This window comes from Bacillus sp. FSL R5-0397 (assembly GCF_038593395.1).
Classification (GTDB): Bacteria; Bacillota; Bacilli; order Bacillales; family Bacillaceae; genus Bacillus; species Bacillus altitudinis.
The window spans coordinates 1,989,506-2,007,039 of sequence record NZ_CP151992.1 but is presented as its reverse complement, the minus strand read 5'-3'; the positions used below and the strand labels follow the sequence as shown (position 1 = coordinate 2,007,039).

18 protein-coding genes and 1 other RNA gene are annotated in these 17,534 nt (G+C 41.1%); 14 read left to right on the top strand and 5 right to left on the bottom strand.

What is annotated here, in order from left to right; translation table 11 throughout:
* Positions 1-7: 7 nt before the first annotated feature.
* Both NSQ70_RS10105 and recU read right to left on the bottom strand, forming a co-directional pair.
* On the bottom strand, positions 8-2,701 hold the full coding sequence (locus NSQ70_RS10105; protein WP_217967038.1) for a PBP1A family penicillin-binding protein: 2,694 nt from the start codon (positions 2,699-2,701) through the stop codon (positions 8-10).
* Positions 2,702-2,720: 19 nt separating this feature from the next.
* Positions 2,721-3,356, bottom strand: a complete 636-nt coding sequence (gene recU, locus NSQ70_RS10100) for a Holliday junction resolvase RecU (RefSeq protein ID WP_017359733.1) — start codon at positions 3,354-3,356, stop codon at positions 2,721-2,723.
* A gap of 46 nt (positions 3,357-3,402) precedes the next feature.
* On the opposite strand from recU, the gene NSQ70_RS10095 reads away from it, so the two are divergent.
* Positions 3,403-4,359 carry a DUF2515 domain-containing protein gene (locus NSQ70_RS10095; RefSeq protein WP_041507037.1) on the top strand — a complete coding sequence of 319 codons (957 nt, stop codon included), beginning with the start codon at positions 3,403-3,405 and terminating at the stop codon, positions 4,357-4,359.
* A gap of 23 nt (positions 4,360-4,382) precedes the next feature.
* Here NSQ70_RS10095 and sspM read toward each other — a convergent pair whose 3' ends face one another.
* Positions 4,383-4,487 carry an acid-soluble spore protein SspM gene (gene sspM, locus NSQ70_RS10090; RefSeq protein ID WP_017359731.1) on the bottom strand — a complete coding sequence of 35 codons (105 nt, stop codon included), beginning with the start codon at positions 4,485-4,487 and terminating at the stop codon, positions 4,383-4,385.
* A 196-nt stretch (positions 4,488-4,683) separates the two neighbouring features.
* Between sspM and NSQ70_RS10085 the strand changes: the two genes are divergently transcribed.
* The 3 genes from NSQ70_RS10085 (at position 4,684) to NSQ70_RS10075 (ending at position 5,908) form a co-directional block, all read left to right on the top strand.
* The gene (locus NSQ70_RS10085) at positions 4,684-4,917 is read left to right on the top strand and encodes a DUF5446 family protein (protein ID WP_224558417.1); all 234 of its coding nucleotides are present in this window, start codon (positions 4,684-4,686) and stop codon (positions 4,915-4,917) included.
* A 58-nt stretch (positions 4,918-4,975) separates the two neighbouring features.
* Positions 4,976-5,347, top strand: a complete 372-nt coding sequence (locus NSQ70_RS10080) for a YppE family protein (RefSeq protein ID WP_017359730.1) — start codon at positions 4,976-4,978, stop codon at positions 5,345-5,347.
* Between the two features lie 108 nt (positions 5,348-5,455).
* Positions 5,456-5,908 (top strand): YppG family protein, encoded by a 453-nt coding sequence (locus NSQ70_RS10075; protein ID WP_017359729.1) that lies wholly within the window; start codon positions 5,456-5,458, stop codon positions 5,906-5,908.
* Positions 5,909-5,929: 21 nt separating this feature from the next.
* Here the strand turns inward: NSQ70_RS10075 and NSQ70_RS10070 are convergent, their stop codons facing one another.
* Positions 5,930-6,349, bottom strand: coding sequence for an Hsp20/alpha crystallin family protein (locus NSQ70_RS10070; RefSeq protein ID WP_007500867.1), 420 nt, complete (start codon positions 6,347-6,349; stop codon positions 5,930-5,932).
* A gap of 168 nt (positions 6,350-6,517) precedes the next feature.
* Here NSQ70_RS10070 and NSQ70_RS10065 point away from each other — a divergent pair, with 168 nt between their 5' ends.
* Positions 6,518-7,024: a PTS glucose transporter subunit IIA gene (locus tag NSQ70_RS10065; RefSeq protein WP_058336717.1), complete on the top strand. Its 507-nt coding sequence runs from the start codon at positions 6,518-6,520 to the stop codon at positions 7,022-7,024.
* Between the two features lie 49 nt (positions 7,025-7,073).
* Here the strand turns inward: NSQ70_RS10065 and NSQ70_RS10060 are convergent, their stop codons facing one another.
* On the bottom strand, positions 7,074-8,192 hold the full coding sequence (locus NSQ70_RS10060; protein WP_024718533.1) for an NADH-dependent flavin oxidoreductase: 1,119 nt from the start codon (positions 8,190-8,192) through the stop codon (positions 7,074-7,076).
* Positions 8,193-8,352: 160 nt separating this feature from the next.
* Between NSQ70_RS10060 and NSQ70_RS10055 the strand changes: the two genes are divergently transcribed.
* The 9 genes from NSQ70_RS10055 (at position 8,353) to NSQ70_RS10015 (ending at position 17,416) form a co-directional block, all read left to right on the top strand.
* Positions 8,353-10,599 (top strand): DEAD/DEAH box helicase, encoded by a 2,247-nt coding sequence (locus NSQ70_RS10055; RefSeq protein ID WP_217967039.1) that lies wholly within the window; start codon positions 8,353-8,355, stop codon positions 10,597-10,599.
* 23 nt (positions 10,600-10,622) lie between these two features.
* Positions 10,623-11,870, top strand: a complete 1,248-nt coding sequence (locus tag NSQ70_RS10050) for a ribonuclease H-like domain-containing protein (RefSeq protein WP_251185264.1) — start codon at positions 10,623-10,625, stop codon at positions 11,868-11,870.
* Between the two features lie 314 nt (positions 11,871-12,184).
* Positions 12,185-12,421: a spore coat protein CotD gene (cotD, locus tag NSQ70_RS10045; RefSeq protein ID WP_072368252.1), complete on the top strand. Its 237-nt coding sequence runs from the start codon at positions 12,185-12,187 to the stop codon at positions 12,419-12,421.
* 49 nt (positions 12,422-12,470) lie between these two features.
* On the top strand, positions 12,471-13,013 hold the full coding sequence (locus NSQ70_RS10040) for a DUF1273 domain-containing protein (RefSeq protein WP_342502138.1): 543 nt from the start codon (positions 12,471-12,473) through the stop codon (positions 13,011-13,013).
* Positions 13,014-13,088: 75 nt separating this feature from the next.
* A complete protein-coding gene (gene gpsB, locus NSQ70_RS10035) occupies positions 13,089-13,394 on the top strand; it encodes a cell division regulator GpsB (RefSeq protein ID WP_008344631.1) in 306 nt (101 codons plus the stop codon).
* Positions 13,395-13,454: 60 nt separating this feature from the next.
* An RNA gene (gene rnpB, locus NSQ70_RS10030) (RNase P RNA component class B) lies at positions 13,455-13,836 on the top strand.
* Between the two features lie 108 nt (positions 13,837-13,944).
* On the top strand, positions 13,945-15,099 hold the full coding sequence (locus NSQ70_RS10025) for a class I SAM-dependent RNA methyltransferase (RefSeq protein WP_251185265.1): 1,155 nt from the start codon (positions 13,945-13,947) through the stop codon (positions 15,097-15,099).
* 106 nt (positions 15,100-15,205) lie between these two features.
* Complete coding sequence (locus NSQ70_RS10020; protein WP_017359721.1) at positions 15,206-15,403, top strand: hypothetical protein; 198 nt, start codon at positions 15,206-15,208, stop codon at positions 15,401-15,403.
* A 75-nt stretch (positions 15,404-15,478) separates the two neighbouring features.
* Complete coding sequence (locus tag NSQ70_RS10015; RefSeq protein ID WP_045035048.1) at positions 15,479-17,416, top strand: ATP-dependent DNA helicase; 1,938 nt, start codon at positions 15,479-15,481, stop codon at positions 17,414-17,416.
* Positions 17,417-17,534: the final 118 nt, after the last annotated feature.

Below are 17,534 nucleotides of genomic sequence, written 5' to 3'. Positions count from 1 at the left end.
TTTTTTGTTATTCGTCTTCTTTGCGAGAAGTAGAATTTGACTGAGTATTTGAGCTTTGAGAATTGGCTTTCTCGTCGTCTTTCTTTTTATCTTTATTGGCATCGCTCTGTGAGTTGCTGTTTCCATTTGTACTGTCTGAGCCATCACTTGAATCGCCATTGCCGTTTTCGGTATTTCCGCCTTGATCTTGATCTTTTTTATCATCAGGCTTCTGCTCATCAGTGCCACCTTGGTTTTGATTATCATCTGTTTGATCTGTTTGCTCATCATCAGGTTGCTGTGGCTCTTCTTCTTCTTTGTTCTCATCATCTGCTTTTTCTTCCTCTTCTTCGTCATCTTTAATGGTGAGGAAGGTAGAAGCAGCTTTACTTGTGACATCGTCTACAGTCGCTGTCACTTGGAATTTATAGGTGGATCCTGGCTTCACATCAGAGATGACGGCTTCTTTAGAAGAGCTGTTTTGAATGTCTTTATAGCCGCCATCATCGACCGCTTGCTTCACATTAAATGTTGCATCTGCATCGTCATCATAACCCCAAGTGAGTGTAATCGACTTTTTCTCTTCATCATACACCGCTTTTAAGTCAGATGGTTTGTCAGCTTCTTTCTTTTCATATGTGTCAGAAACTTTTGTTGGGACAGTTCCTTTGACGAAGTATTCCGTTGTCTTCTTATCACTTGGTGTGTTTGGTCCAGCTAACTTCGCTGGATCTGATCCTTTTTCAACCGTTGCTTCAACGACACTGTCTGGCTTTTCAAATGAGCCGCTTCCATCATCAATTTGAGAAATTAATTTCTGGAAGACAACTTTGGCAACACGTTGTTCATAATCCGTGAGCCACATTTTGCCGTCTGCATCTTTTGAGTTACCGATTCCGGTCCACACAGCTGCTGTGTATTGCGGCGTGTAACCGACAAACCATGAATCTTTCGCCCCGCCAGAAGGGATGTTGTATTTATTAATATCATCTTGTGTAAAGTTTGTTGTACCTGTTTTACCAGCTACTTGAACATTCGGTACTTGTGCGAGTGTACCTGTTCCAGATTGTACAGCAGTTTTCAGCATATCTGTGATCATAAATGCAGTGTAATCACTCATGGCTGCTTTAGAGTCTGGCGTTAAGTCAAGCTTCGTCCCGTCATTAAATTCAACAGACGTTACGGCATGCGGTTCATTATAGTATCCGTTGTTACCGAATGCACTAAATGCACCAGCCATTTTAAGAGATGAGACACCTTCGTCAAATCCGCCGATTGAGTAAGACTCAGGAATGTCAGAAGGTAAGTCCAAACCTAAGTTATTGGCGAATTGAACAGCATTATCTGTACCAGCTTCTTGGAAAGCTTTTAAAGCAGGGATGTTTCGTGATTGTGCCAAAGCACTTCTCATCGACATTTTCCCTAAGTGTCTTCTGTCAAAGTTGTTAATAGGTGTACCGTTAGAGTACGTATAAGGCGCATCATCAATTTGCTGATATGTTGACCATTTTTTGTTTTCAATTACAGGACCGTAATCTAAAATTGGTTTAATTGTAGATCCCGGCTGGCGTTTTGCATCAGTGGCATAGTTAAAGCCGCCGGCTGGTACATCACGACCACCACCAATGGCACGAATTTCACCATTTTTTGTATCCAGCAGGGTGACTCCAGCTTGCATACCTTTCGTAAATCCGGCTGAATCCCCATTGATGATGTCATCCAGATGATCCTGAGCTTTTCGATCAAGAGAAGTATAGATTTTTAATCCATCTGTTGAAACATCTACTTTGGCTTTTTTCTGTACTTCTTCCATGACTTCTTCAATATAAGCAGAGTACTTACTTGAGTTTTGACTCTTATATTTATCAGCTGAAACAACGGTTTTGCTGACAGGTGTTGCTTTTGCTTCCTCATACTCTTTCTCTGAAATATAGCCTTGTTTTTTCATTAGGCCTAAAACGATATTACGGCGTTTTTCCGCTGCCTCTGGATGTTTCACTGGGTTATAGGCAGATGGACTTTGCGGCATACCTGCAAGTGTGGCAGCCTGTGCAACAGTTAGTTTATTTAAATCTGTCACTCCGAAAAATTGTTCAGCCGCTTTCCCAACACCATAAGCATAAGGAGAGAAGAAAATACGGTTTAAATACATTTCTAAAATTTCATCTTTAGAGTATTTTTGCTCAAGCTGAATCGAGAGCCACACTTCCTGTACTTTACGTTTTAACGTCTTTTGATTGTTAAGCAGGGAGTTCTTCACAACCTGCTGTGTAATCGTACTTCCACCTTCTGCTCCAAAACCGTCCTCGACGTTTGCGACAAGAGCACCGCCAATACGGATAGGATCAATCCCGTGGTGTTTATAAAAACGTGCATCTTCAGTTGCAATAAACGCGTCTTTTACCACATCGGGTATATCTTTAATCGAGACATACGTTCTTTTTTCTGCCCCGACTTCTGCAAAGACTTTTTTGTCTTTATCGTAAAGTTTTGAAGAATACGGCGTTTTTAGCTTGCTATCATCAATAGAAGGAGCGCTTGATGCAAAAACGGCAAAAGTTGTGATTCCGGCTACTAAACAAAGAAGACCGATCACGAGTAAAGATAAAAATATTTTTTTAAATAGACCTGCTTTCTTTTTGCCTTTTTTGTTCTTTTGCTTCTTATTGTTTTCTTGACTTGCTTTACGTCGCTGTTCACGACTTGTAAATTGATCAGACATCACATCTCAACCTTTCGTGTTAAACCTTTTTCGAACGTAAATGTTGCTTGCTGTCATCCGAAAAATGAAGTGTCTCCACTACTTTAATATAATCAATTCTTGGCGAATATCCAAGTGTCATGAGGTGACCTGCTTCCATTAATTCATCTTTGCTAATGGATTTACGGCCGTTTTGCTGCTGCCGCTCCCAAAAGAAGAAGAGGTCAGTAGCGGACAAATAATAAACGGAACCAAATGCGGATATAATAACAAAACAAATACCGCCTTGCTTTTCAACCTGTTTCATATGCTCAATTTGATGGTCGTGGAAATTTTTGAGCGGAAACGAGGTGGTGCTTTTGGTTTCCTTTGCTTCAAAATCGATATAACGCCCTTTGTATACCCCGTTGTAGTCTGTTGTGGAGGATTGTTTAAAATAGGCTTCTTTAATGACAGCAGCGCTTCTTTTTGGATAATCCACATTGACAATTTGAACAGGGGTAGGCTTTTTATGAATGACTGCGATCCCGTTGACCAAATAGTACTGGTTCGTTTCATTTAAGTCAGCTTCAAGCGTCATCCCGCGGTTACTATAAGATGATTCGCCGCTGATTCTTTTTTTTGTCCCAATTTGTTGAATGGGCTGATACGATTTTCCGTTAGGATACCGAATCATCAAGTTTCAGCCTCCTTTTAATGCATTTTGTATTGGAGAGATCACCATGTTGTCACAACAAGAGCACATGATTACCCAGCATATTTTACATGAAACGAAAGCGAAAAATAAGGATAACCTGACAAGGACAAATGCGTACAAGCGCTTTTATGACCGTCATCCAGAGATGAAATGGTCTCTGCTTGCTTCTTTTGTCTCCAGAAATGCTGGATGGTCGATGACAGATTTAAAAGGCGAGCTCTTCCATCCGGGTTTAACGGATCAGCAAGGGCATCTGTTCTTTACAGCATATGAAAGAGCGAATTGGTTGATCTTTTCAGATGCTTACCCGCAGCTTCTCTTGTATGAATGGTCAAAAAGGTGCCGTAAACCTTTATTTCATCTGCTGCCCCATTTCGGTGTGTCTCGTTTTATGAGCGCTGAGTGGGAACGATTTTGGCAAACGCGTGACACAGAGCGACTGCTGCATGCACTCATCATAAATGAACAATATACTATACAATCTCCTATTATACAAAATCCTCTCCTGAAAAAGAATGTTTTTCACTCGATTCAATATCTTTTCAGCGAGTGGGCACATTTTCAAACCGTCGTTTTTCCGACAGTAGACGGGCATTTGTATGGGTTAACCATACGAAAGTTTTCCCAAGTAAAAGAGCGCATTACGTTAGGGAAAAAGCTAGCAAAACTATTGTTTCGAGCCGATTTGTTTTCGGATTTTTATCACTTTTTGCATACCGTGCCGCATACGGGATCTCGATTTGATTTTGAACCGTTTTTAGGGATTGCGCGAAGGTCAAGCCCTTTCCTCAGAACGGTGTATCCAGTCATGACACATTCATTAGACGATCAAAGGGAAGATTGGTTTCAAAAGAAATTGAGTCCATCCTTGTTTGAAGTAGAGCGTTTACCAAAACAAATTGAGCTGACCGACTGGTATTTTCATAAAAAAAGGCAGCTTCGTTTTCTTTTCTCATTAGAACACTATTTTTTGCATAAATAAAAAGCAGGGGGTACCTGCTTTTTTTACGTGGATGGACGGTTAGGGCCGCCGAGCTTTTTATCAAGCTGATCTGTACTGTTTTCTTTCCCTTTTGTTTTTTGCTCTTTTGGTGCTTGCTGCTTTTTCATGACATCTACCTCCTTTGTCCTTAGAATTTACACAATCGGACGCGATCATACAAAGAAGGACAAGCACGTGTCGAAATGGAAGAAATTGCGCTTATCTTCACTTAGATTGGCGATTTAGTTCTAGTTTTGTCATGTATGAAGGAGGGAGCAAAAGAAAAGAGAATGTAACGAGAGATGATAAAGGAGGAATCTGATGATGAGCGAATTTGTATCAAAAGAATCCATTATGCAGTTGTTAGAGGAAATTGAGCGAAAGATTGATGCAGTGGAAGAAGAACTGTCTTTAGCTGTCAAAAAAACAAAAAACGCTGCCGTAGAGGAGCAAGAACAAATCATTGACCGTCTTGAATCTGAAGTGAAGGAATGTGAATTGAAAATTCATGCAGCAGAGTATAAGCTGCAGGCAAGACCCGCATATCACGCCGGATAGCTTTTCTATTTGAGCAATAAGTAAACGTTTGATAGGATGGTTCATAGAGGTGAACACTTTGGATAATCAAACATTACTTAAACATACACAAGAGTTGATCACGTGGATAGAAGAAGCATACGAGCAGTACCTAAAGGGAAAGGCAGAAGAGGAATACCCAGTTTATGATTTTTACAACGATATTCAACCGGCCGTTGTCAAATTTGATCAGCAAATGGAAGAGTGGCTTACTGCTGCTACCTCATTTATTCATCAGGCCAAACCTAGATACTTACATCAAGAACAGCTTGAAGCCGTCCAAGAAAATGGAAAAGAGGTTGTGCTGCAATCTTATTTTGGCAAACAGCATGCACCTCGTGTGAAAAATTTAGTTGAGTCAGTGATTTATACACTGAACCTTTTAATAGAAGAAATCAACAAACGCAGCTGATGAAACAGGCTGCGTTTTTCTTATGGCTGCTGTAGGCACATCTTCTGCTTCCTGAACATAATATATCATTGACTTCAATATGTTTTCAGAGCGAGAGGAGCGAGATGCATGTTCCCTTATTCAAACCAACCATCTTATGAAATGAATCAATTTCAGCAACGGCCTTTTCCGTATCCAGATATGCAGCAACCTCCGCAGCCTCCAGAATATTTCATGCCCCCATATCAAGGTGAAATGAACCAGCCGCCGTCTGCAGGCTATCAGCCGCCTTTTGGATATCAGGAAAACTTCCAGCCTTATCAGCCGCAGCCTGAAGCAATGAATCAGCCGCAAATGCAGCCGCCGGGCATGATGCCTATGCAGCAGCCTATGAATCCTTATCCTTTGCCAAGGCCGCAAAAACAGCAATCATCTCAATTTAAAAGTGTGCTGTCACAATTTAAAAAAACGAATGGGCAATACGATTTTAATAAAATGTTTGATACTGCTGGACAAATGATGAGTACAATGAATCAAGTGGGCTCATTGGCGAAAGGATTTACTAGTATTTTTAAAGCATAGCAAAACCCAATAGATATACATCTATTGGGTTGTTTGTTTTGGCGCAGTCACACGAAGTGATTGATCTTTCCAAACGCTCTTCATATTGGTTTCATCTATTTTTGCAGGCATTAAAATGGTTTTGGTAAAGCTCGAATAGGAGGAAGTCGTGTCTGTTTTGATTTTTTCCTGTACCGATAAGTGTAAATATTGCGCTTTCACTTCGAGTGCGATATCACCTTCGACAAAATGGTCTGGAAATCGAATCTCAATATATACATATTGATCATCTTCTGTCACATCAGTTGTAATGGATGCAAGTGAATGGCTCGTGGTCATCAGCGCCTCTGCACTATTTAAAATGTCGTGAAACGGCGATGATGCAAAAAATTGTTCAATTGCTTCATATAGAATGTCTTCATTTGCTAACAACTCGTGTTTCTTTTCACTTTCATGTTTCATTTGAATCACCTCTCATCTACAGCCTATGCAAAAGGGGCTCAGGCGGTTATCAATTGATGAGAGGAAAAAATTATGATTAAATAGTGTTGAATGAAGCAAGGTGTATGGGCGTGAAAGTTTATACGCTGAATAGATCTAGAAGCAAAGCTTGAAGGGAGCAAATGAACATTGCTGAAAAAATTATTCGGTTTCGGAAAAAACCAAGATGATGTAAAGGAAGAAGTCATTTATTCTCCAGTTGATGGAGAGTTAATGGATATGACCGATGTACCAGATCCCGTTTTTTCTCAAAAGATGATGGGAGACGGCGTAGCTGTAAAACCAAAAAACGGAACCATTGTGTCGCCAGTAGATGGTGAAGTTATTCAACTCTTCCATACAAAACATGCAATTGGGATTCGAACACTCTCGGGGCTTGAGCTTCTGATTCATATCGGACTTGAAACGGTTGGATTAAATGGTGAAGGCTTTGAAGCACACATAAAAGAAGGGGATAAAGTGAAAGCAGGTGATCCTCTCATTACATGTGATTTAGCGCTGATTGAAGAAAAAGCGGCAAGCACAGTGACACCAATTGTCATCATGAATGGTGATTTAGTAGAACATCTTGACAAAGAACCTAAGGGCTCTGTAGAAAAGCAGACGTCCAAGCTTTTTACAGTGAAAATGAAATAATCCAAAAAAACTACCCTGAGTTGATAGGGTAGTTTTTTTATTGAGGGGATTAATCCTCCATTGGAACCCAGCCTTTACTTGCTTCCATGACAGTCCATAAACCCTCTGGAATCATGTACTTGTCTTTTTGACTGCGTTTAATGACGGTCTCAATCTCGTTTTCTCTGCCTTCTTTAATCTTTACTGCCCAATCGGGATCAACAATGACTTCTCTTGCAACAGCGATGAGTGGAATCCCTTGATTGTATGCATTCAGTGCATCCTCAGCTGTAATGACGCTACCGACGCCGATGAGTGGAAGCGTGTCACCACAGCGCTCTTTTAATAACTCCATCCGCGTCTTACTTGTATCAGCACCACGTCTTGCCTTAGCGTCAATCTCCATTAAAGAAATATGCAAGTAATCAAGGTTTTTCGTCTTAAGTACGTCCACTAAAGTAAATGTTTCTGTCATGGTTAAACCAGGTGTTTCTGGTTCTTCAGGTGATAATCGATACCCAAAGATAAATGGTTTTGTTACATGCTCTTTGATTGCTTCTTTCACCGCATCTACAACTGCAATTGGAAATGCGAGACGTTTTTCTTCGCTTCCGCCCCATTGATCTGTACGCTGATTACTATGCGGGGAGTAGAATTGCTGTAATAAATATCCGTTCGCTCCATGGATTTCGATCCCATCAAATCCTGCTTGGATTGCGCGCCTTGCTGCTTCTTTAAATGAGTCGATGATGTGAGGAATTTCTTCTTCTGTCAAAGCTCTCGCAATTTGTTTTCCATCTTTAAATACATCACTTGGCGCAACGACATCACCGTTTGGGACTAAATGAGGGAGAGCCTGAGAGCCACCATGATGAATTTGCATAATGGCTTTTGTTCCTTTCGCTTGAATCGCAGAAGCAAGCTTTTGAAGGCCAGGTATATCTTCATCCCTTGCAATAGAAGGCTGTCCTTCAAACGCCTTACCATCTGGCGTCACGTTTGCACATGCGGTGATGACCATGCCCATTTCGCTTGATCTAGCGGTAATAAAATCAATTTCTTCCTTTGAGATCGTGCCATCCTCATGAGAACCGAAGTGTGTCATTGGTGCAACGACTAAACGGCCATCAATAGAGGCACCCCCTGGGAATGTAAAAGGTTCAAATAAAGGCTTAAATTCGTTTTTCAATCTGATCATCTTCTTCCTTGATAAAATCATTTCACTATAGAAGTGTAATAGATATTGTTACAACACATCAAAATATTTGCTCACAAGCGGTGCATCAAAAAATTGCCGCCTAGTCATGCAAACAAATATTCGGTACACTAGAATGAGAGGTGGATACCAGATGAAGAAGAAAACAATGAACGAACTCATAGAAGAATTAAAAAAAGACGAACAGGTCGAGCATTGGCATAAAATTGAAGCGAAGCCTGCACTGACTTCTCCAATTCCTGAAAGAGTAAATGACAGGCTCAAAGTGGCGCTTGAAAAAAGAGGTGTGAGCGAACTGTACATTCATCAAAAGGAAGCCTTTGAACGTGTGATGGATGGTGAGAATGTGGTGACTGTGACACCTACAGCTTCAGGTAAAACGCTTTGTTATAATCTGCCAGTTCTTCAGTCGATCGCAGAAGATCAGACAAGCCGCTCCCTCTATTTATTTCCAACAAAAGCACTTGCGCAAGATCAAAAAAGTGAATTAAACGAAATCATTCATGAGATGGATGTTCCAATTCACAGTGAAACCTATGACGGGGACACCTCCCCAGCGATTCGCCAGCGCGTCAGACAGGCAGGACATATTGTCATCACAAATCCAGATATGCTGCACTCAGCGATTTTGCCTCATCATACGAAATGGGTCAGTTTATTTGAGAACTTAAAGTATATTGTCATTGATGAACTTCATACATACCGAGGCGTGTTTGGCAGTCATGTCGCCAATGTCATTCGAAGACTAAAGCGAATTTGTGCATTTTACGGAAGTGACCCGACCTTTATTTGTACATCAGCGACCATTGCGAATCCGAAAGAGCTTGCAGAGCAGCTGACCGGAAGCAAGGTGCATCTCATTGAACGAAACGGAGCACCTAGCGGTAAAAAGAATTTTGTCTTTTACAACCCGCCAGTCGTCAATAAGCCTTTAAATATTAGACAAAGTGCGGCCACTGTTGTGAATCAGCTCGCTAAAACATTTTTAAAAGAAAAAATTCAAACGATTGTTTTTGCTAGAAGTAGGGTAAGAGTTGAAGTCATCCTAAGTCATATTCAAGAACTAGTGAAAAAAGAAATTGGTCCTAAATCGATCCGTGGTTATCGCGGGGGCTATTTGCCGAAAGAGCGGCGCATGATTGAAAAAGGCTTAAGGGAAGGAGACATTCTCGGTGTTGTCAGCACAAACGCACTAGAATTAGGAGTAGATATTGGACAGCTAAAAGTCTGTATCATGACCGGATATCCTGGCAGTGTAGCGAGTACATGGCAGCAGGCTGGACGAGCTGGAAGGCGTCATGAGGAAGCACTCATTATCATGGTCGCAAGCTCATCGCCACTTGACCAATATATTGTCAGACACCCTGAATACTTCTTTAACAGACCACCTGAATCGGCAAGAATCAATCCTGAGAACCTTATCATCCTAGTCGATCATCTAAAATGTGCGTCCTACGAGCTACCGTTTCGAGAAGATGAACAGTTTGGCGGTATGGAAGTAGAAGAAATCTTGCAATACTTACATGAAGAAGGGGTTCTTCATTTCAGCGGGAACCGTTATTATTGGTCAGATCAATCGTTCCCGGCTCATGGCATCAGTCTGAGATCTGCAAGTCAGGAAAATGTCGTCATTGTCGATCAATCCGATGTAGCGAACGTTCGAATTATCGGGGAGATGGATCGATTCAGTGCGATGACTTTACTTCATGATGAAGCGATTTATTTACATGAAGGGGTTCAGTATCAAGTGGAAAAGCTAGATTATGAGCATCTTAAGGCTTATGTGAAACAAGTCGATGTAGAATATTATACAGATGCGAATTTAGCAGTTCAGCTCAAGGTGCTTGAAATTGATCAAACAACAGAGAAAGAGGCGGTATCTGTTCACTACGGTGATGTGACCGTCAATGCAATGCCGACCATTTTCAAAAAAATTCGATTATCAACCGGGGAAAATATCGGTTCCGGCCCGATTCACTTACCTGAAGAAGAGATTCATACGAGTGCTGCTTGGTTTGAATTACATGAAGCAGAGCGGACATTTGAAGAAAAAACACTTGAACAGCTCTTGCTCGGTATTGCCAATGTTCTTCAGCATATTGTTCCGGCGTTTGTCATGTGTGACCGTTCAGACATTCATGTCATTTCTCAAATAAAGGCAGCCCATACCGGGAAACCGACTGTATTTTTATATGATCATTACCCAGGTGGAATCGGTTTAAGTAAAGAGGTCCAGGCTCGCTTTGATGAAATTGCCCGTGCAGCCACTCAGCTGATTGAGCGATGCAGCTGCGAGAACGGCTGTCCATCTTGTATTGGCATGGAAATGAAAGAGATCGATGGAAAAAGCAGTATCATTCAATTGATGGCAGGATTTTAAGGAAAGGGGGAAAAGACGTACTCATGTCATTAAAAGGAAAATTAAACAGAATGAAAAAACACCTGTCGCACAATCAGTCAGATGAAAAGCGTGGGGCAGTAAAAAAGGGACAAACGCCCACTGTGACGGCTGAAACCATTCCATTTCTAAAAGAGTGGGGGGAATTAGGTGCAGCTCCTTACTACTTTGAAGACTCTTTCTGCCTCATTCGGGAAGTGACCTATCCACTTGACCATCAGCATGGGCGATATTCATTTGCAGAACTGCCGGAGATGGTGAGTGCATGGAACAAAAGTGAGATTCAGCATTCTCTTTCTGCAAAAGGCTACAAGCCTCACGAGCTATTTTTCTTCGATACAGAAACAACAGGACTATCTGGCGGAACGGGAAATATGATTTTTCTGCTTGGGCATGCGAGAGTTTATTCAGATAAAGTAGTGGTAAAGCAACATTTGCTCACAAATCCAGGAAATGAAGCGGCACTTTACAAAAGCTTTCTTAGTGAGGTGGATGTTGAATCACTCGTGACATATAATGGAAAATCATTTGACTGGCCTCAAGTCAAAACGAGGCATACATTATTACGCGATCAGTTACCTGCTCTACCTGAATTTGGTCATTTTGACCTTCTGCATGGGTCAAGGAGATTGTGGAAACATAAATATGAGCGTATGGCTCTTTCGGTTGTAGAAAAAAAGGAACTGCACGTCAATCGAGAGGGAGATACACCGGGGTTCCTCGCACCAATGATCTATTTTCACTTTTTAAAGGAACAAAACCCGAAACTGATTGAAGGAATTTTGACTCACAATGAACTTGATGTCTTATCGTTAATCAGTCTCTACATTCATTTGTCTAAAAAAATCTTATCCAAAGATGCGGTGAAGGAAGACGATGAGAAATATGCATTAGCTAAGTGGCATCTTGCTCACCGTGATGTGCAGGAAGCAACAAAGCACCTGCAAGAATTAACGGGAGCAGCGTTTGAGCATGCGGATCAAGCAGCTTATGCTCTATCGTTACAGTACAAGCGATTAAAACAATGGGATGAAGCGGCATGCATATGGAGACGTCTATTTGAATCAAGTGATGTTCATTTAAGATTAAAAGCGGGTGTAGAGCTTGCAAAGTATGAAGAACACCGTCAAAAAGATCCAAAAGCAGCCCTTTCCATTACCCAAACATTGTTATCACGATCGTCTTTAAGTGAACGAGACATTGTGGAACTTGACAAGCGAGAAAAGAGGCTCTTAAGAAAAGCTGGGAAATGAAATTATTGCCTGGGAAAGCGCAAAAAATGACAACGTTCGGCTCTCGGCCGAAAATAAAAATTGTTTAGCACTTTTATTGTAGAAAAGTCACGAATCCTGTAAAATAACGTTAGATATTGAATGAGGAGCGTAGAGCATGTATAAGGGTCTTTTCTACTTGTTTTTTCTTGTTGTCATATTGGTCGCTTTTGTGTTTTCAAACTATAAAGATGTTTTTCTTGCAAACTTTTAAAATAGGTTAATGCATTAGTACATGTACACCTCTTGATTCATACATTATTAATGTAAGAAAATCAAGGAGAGGGGAATGCTACATGTACCATCATCATCATTGCAATCCAAATGTTACACAGCCAATTGTACATCCAACGAATCACTGCTGTACGCACAGTGAGTCAACTACAATTGTGCCGCACATCCACCCGCAGCATGTAACAAATGTTCATCACCAAAATTTCCAACATGTTCACTACTTCCCGCATACGTTTTCTCAGGTGGACCCGGCAACACATCAACACTTTAACTGCGGTGGACCTTGCTGTAACAGATAAAGTGAAATGGGACTTTTATAAGTCCCTTTTTTTAAAAGCAGGTGAAAAAATGAAAATTATTGCTGTCACAGGGTACAAGCCATTTGAGCTTGGGATCTTCAAACAAGACGAGCCTGCACTTCAATACATAAAAGCGGAACTTCGGAAAAGGCTGACGGCACTCATTGAAGACGGGCTGGAATGGGTGCTCATTTCAGGTCAGTTAGGGGCAGAAATATGGACAGCTGAAGTGGTCTTTGAGCTTCAAGAGGAGTTTCCAGATTTAAAACTTGCTGTCATTACACCATTTTATGAACAGGAAGAGCGCTGGAATGAACAAAATAAAGAGCTGTATGAAGGCGTTCTTGCACAAGCTGATTTTGTAGAAAGTGTCACGCATAGACCGTATGAAAGTCCGGCACAATTTAAACAAAAGAACCGCTTTTTTATTGAAAAAACGGACGGCCTTCTCGTCTTATATGATTCCGAGCACGAAGGCTCGCCAAAATATATGATCAAAGAAGCTGAAACCTATACCGACTACCCAATTATGTATATCACAATGGATGATTTAAGAGCACAGGTTGAGGCGGAAGATCCGTTTTTTGACTAAAAGCAAGAGAAAATTTGACAACGTCACGTATTTCTGAAAAAATATACTATGAATTCACGATATGAGGTGAAAAAGATGCTTGCTGATAAAGTAAAGCTTTCTGCGAAAGAAATTTTAGAAAAAGAATTTAAAACAGGTGTCCGAGGGTATAAACAAGAAGAAGTCGATAAATTTCTAGATATGGTTATTAAAGACTATGAGACATTCCATCAAGAAATTGAAAAACTCCAACAAGAAAACCTTCACTTGTCAAAACAGCTTGAAGAAGCGGTTGAGCAAGGGAAAAGACAGCCTGCACAGTCCAATACAACAAACTTTGATATTTTAAAAAGACTATCTAATCTTGAGAAACACGTTTTCGGCAGCAAACTTTATGATTGAGTAATACCAAAAAAGCTTGTGTCAGATGACATTGTCGTTTATAATAACGCATGTTGATTAACGTTCGGGTAATCGCTGTAATGCTTTGACATTGCAGAGGAAAGTCCATGCTCGCACGGTGCTGAGATGCCCGTAGTGTTCGTGCCTGGCGAAAAAATAAGCCAGGGCAGCCTGGGAAAGGCTGACGGCAGGAAAAATGCCTACGTCCTTTTAGGATATGGCAAAGTATCCTTGAAAGTGCCACAGTGACGAAGTCTCACTAGAAATGGTGAGAGTGGAACGCGGTAAACCCCTCGAGCGAGAAACCCAAACTTGGTAGGGGAACTTTCTCAAAGGAACCAAACGGAGAGAAGGACAGAGAATTCTGTAGATAGATGATTACCACCTGAGTACGAGGCTTTTGCCGTTTGCAGTACGATGGAACAAAACATGGCTTACAGAACGTTATATCCGTTATCATAAACATGATGAAATCAAAGCTCTCCTATTTCTACATATGGAGAGCTTTTATCTTGATTAAGAAAAGAACGAGAAAACAGGTGATAAACAAATGAAAACCTATACACTCATCGCAACAGCGCCAATGGGAATTGAAGCGATTGTTGCAAAAGAAGTAAGAGACCTCGGGTATGAGTGCACTGTAGATAACGGAAAAGTCATTTTTCATGGAGATGCACTTGCCATTTGCCGTGCGAATCTATGGCTGCGTACAGCAGACCGGATCAAGGTCCAAGTTGCTGAATTTTCGGCTAGAACATTCGACGAGCTTTTTGAGCAGACTAAAGCCATTGACTGGGCCGCATTTTTACCGAAAAATAGCACATTTCCCGTCATTGGTAAATCTGTTAAATCTCAGCTTGCCAGTGTGCCGGATTGTCAGCGCATCGTCAAAAAGGCTATCGCGCAAAAGCTTAGATCATCTTACAACATACAGTCTGAATGGCTAGAAGAGACAGGCCCTGAATACAAAATCGAGGTAGCGCTTTTAAAAGATAAAGTATTGCTGACGCTCGATACGTCTGGTGTGGGTCTTCATAAACGTGGATACCGTGCAGATCAAGGCGGGGCGCCGATTAAAGAAACCCTTGCAGCGGCGCTTGTCTTATTAACGAACTGGACACCTGACCGTCCGTTTGTCGATCCTTTTTGCGGATCAGGAACAATTGCCATCGAAGCAGCGATGATTGGACAAAACATTGCCCCTGGATTTAACCGTGAGTTCGCATCTGAATCATGGGAATGGATCGGTGAGGACGTTTGGAACAAAGCACGCCTTGAAGTAGAAGAAAAGGCGAACTATGATCAGCCGCTTCGCATTATCGCGAGCGATATTGATCATCGCATGGTAGAGATTGCGAAACTGAACGCAGAAGAAGCTGGACTTAGTGAACTGATTCAATTTAAGCAAATGCAAGTGAAAGACTTTCAAACAAAAGATGAGTATGGTGTGATTGTCGGAAATCCGCCTTACGGTGAACGTCTGAGCGATAAGCCAGCTGTGGAAAAAATGTATCAAGGCATGGGCGAAGCATTGAAAAACCTAGATACGTGGTCCATTTACATTTTAACGTCACATGAAAAATTCGAAGAGTGTTTCGGAAGAAAAGCGACGAAAAAGAGAAAACTGTTTAATGGATTTATTAAAACAGACTATTATCAATACTGGGGAAAACGCCGGCCTAGGAAGCAAACAACTGAATCGTAACAAATGTCCACACCACGAGAAGGTGTGGATTTTTTTATGCTAAAAAGGTATAAGTCTTGACGGGACGGAATAAACTGAACTTGATTTTAAAAAAAGAGGTGTCTTCATGATTCATTATGATCAATTTCAGTTAATTCAAAAAGCACTCGCTTCAACAGCCCGAGAAATAGAAGGGATTGAAACGGGACAATCTGCTAAACTTACGGCAGCCATCGAGAACTTAGCAATGGCTCAAAACTACATAGACCATTCAGAGCACGCATTTTTAATGAAGGAAAGCTACCAGCATCGCCTGCGCTCTTAAAAAAAGATTGTCATACCCCAGCATAAATGTTACTATTGAATGTCTGAATGATTCAAAAGTTGGGGGTTGAAGCAGGTGACAGCATCTCGTTTGCCTTTTTCATTAACAAAAGAACATAATTTTTACGAAGAACTGGGCAACTGGATTGGTGATGTGTTTTATGACATTTTGCCAGAAAAGGGCTTTGATCTTCGAGATGAACAAATATTCATGGCTTTTCAGTTAGAAAGGGCCTTTAAAGAAAAAAGTGTGATGTTTGCCGAAGCTGGGGTAGGCACAGGCAAAACAATCGTTTATCTTTTATTTGCGGTCACATATGCAAGATATACAGGGAAACCTGCGATCATTGCATGTGCAGACGAAACGTTAATTGAACAGCTGGTCAAACAAGAAGGTGATATCTATAAAATTGCCAATCACCTTGATATTCAAATAGATGCGAGATTAAGTAAATCGCATGATCAATATTTATGCTTAAAGAAACTAGAGAAAACGATGCAACGTGAAGATGATGAGAAGTGGCTCGACATTTATGAATCGCTTCCTTCATTTGTTCATGAATCTCATGGGATGCAGACATTTTATCCGTATGGTGATCGAAAAGAGTATCCAGAATTAACAAATGATGAGTGGTCAAGAATTGGTTATGACTCTTTTCAGGACTGCTTAACGTGCGACATGCGGCACCGCTGTGGCTTGAATTTATCAAGAGACCATTACCGAAAAGCAACAGACCTCATCATTTGTTCTCATGACTTTTACATGGAGCATGTATGGACAAAGGAGTCACGTAAACGTGAAGGACAGCTGCCGCTCCTTCCTGAGCATAGCTCTGTTGTATTTGATGAAGGGCATCTTCTTGAGTTTGCAGCACAAAAAGCGCTAACATACCGAGTGAAACAATCAACACTTGAGACGTTTTTGGAGCGTCTTTTGCAAAATGATATTCGTGAAGAGTTTGCAGAGCTTGTTGAAGATGCACTTGCAACAAACGATCAGTTCTTTTATCTCTTAAAAACGAATGCCAAAGAAATCAAAGGATCACACCGTCTTGAAATTGGTCGTGTAGATGAGGTAAAGCGTTCAGCAAGTGAATTATGTGATTTGCTTGAGAAGATTGGAGAAGCGCTCGTATTTGAATCAGAGATGTACACAATTGATCAATACGAATTGTCTGTTGTGGAAGAGTACATTGAACAGATGGCGTATTCTTTGTCGCTTTATCAGAAAAATGCCATTAGCTGGCTGGAGAAGCAGGAATTAGATACAACCTTTGTCGTCATGCCAAAAACGGTAGCAGAAGTTCTCGGTGAAAAGGTATTTTCGCAAAAAATCCCTTATATTTTCTCATCTGCTACGTTGTCTGAAAATCAATCATTTGATTATTTAGCTGAAAGTCTTGGGATCAAAGATTATTTATCCATGAGTGTGGCTTCGCCGTATGATTATGAGGAGCAAATGCAAATGTATTTCCACGGAATTCAGCAGCCAATGACAGAGTCAGCTGTAAAAGGTCAGCACGTGCTATCTCAGGTAAAAGAAAATGGCGGTCGATCTCTTATTTTATTCCCTTCATTTGATGAACTGCATGTATTTAGAAAGCAGCTTGATGCATCAAATGAATCACTGCCTTTCCATGTGTATTTTGAAGGAGACGAGGAGATCAGTACCATTGTTCAAAAGTTCCAAGCGGATGAAACATCTGTGTTATGTTCCGTTCACTTGTGGGAAGGGCTGGATATTCCAGGACAGTCTCTAACAAATGTGGTCATTTGGGGACTTCCATATCCACCGCATGACCCAGTATTTGAAGCAAAACGGAATGAAGCGAAAGATGCATTTACTGAAGTGGATCTTCCGTACATGTTGCTTCGTCTAAGGCAGGGCATTGGTAGACTGATTCGGACAAGCCAAGATGCTGGCAGCATTCATATTTACTTTGGCAGTCAGAAAGATATTGAGCTGCAAAGTAAAATTGAATCCGTTCTTCCAGTAAGGCCAGTGATCTCTTAATGATAGAAAACCATTCAATAAGAGGAGGATACGATCAGCGTATCCTCCTTTTTCATTGACAAAAGAACATTTATTGAAGTAGCCTTGAAACGTACATACATATTTTAATGATTGGGGG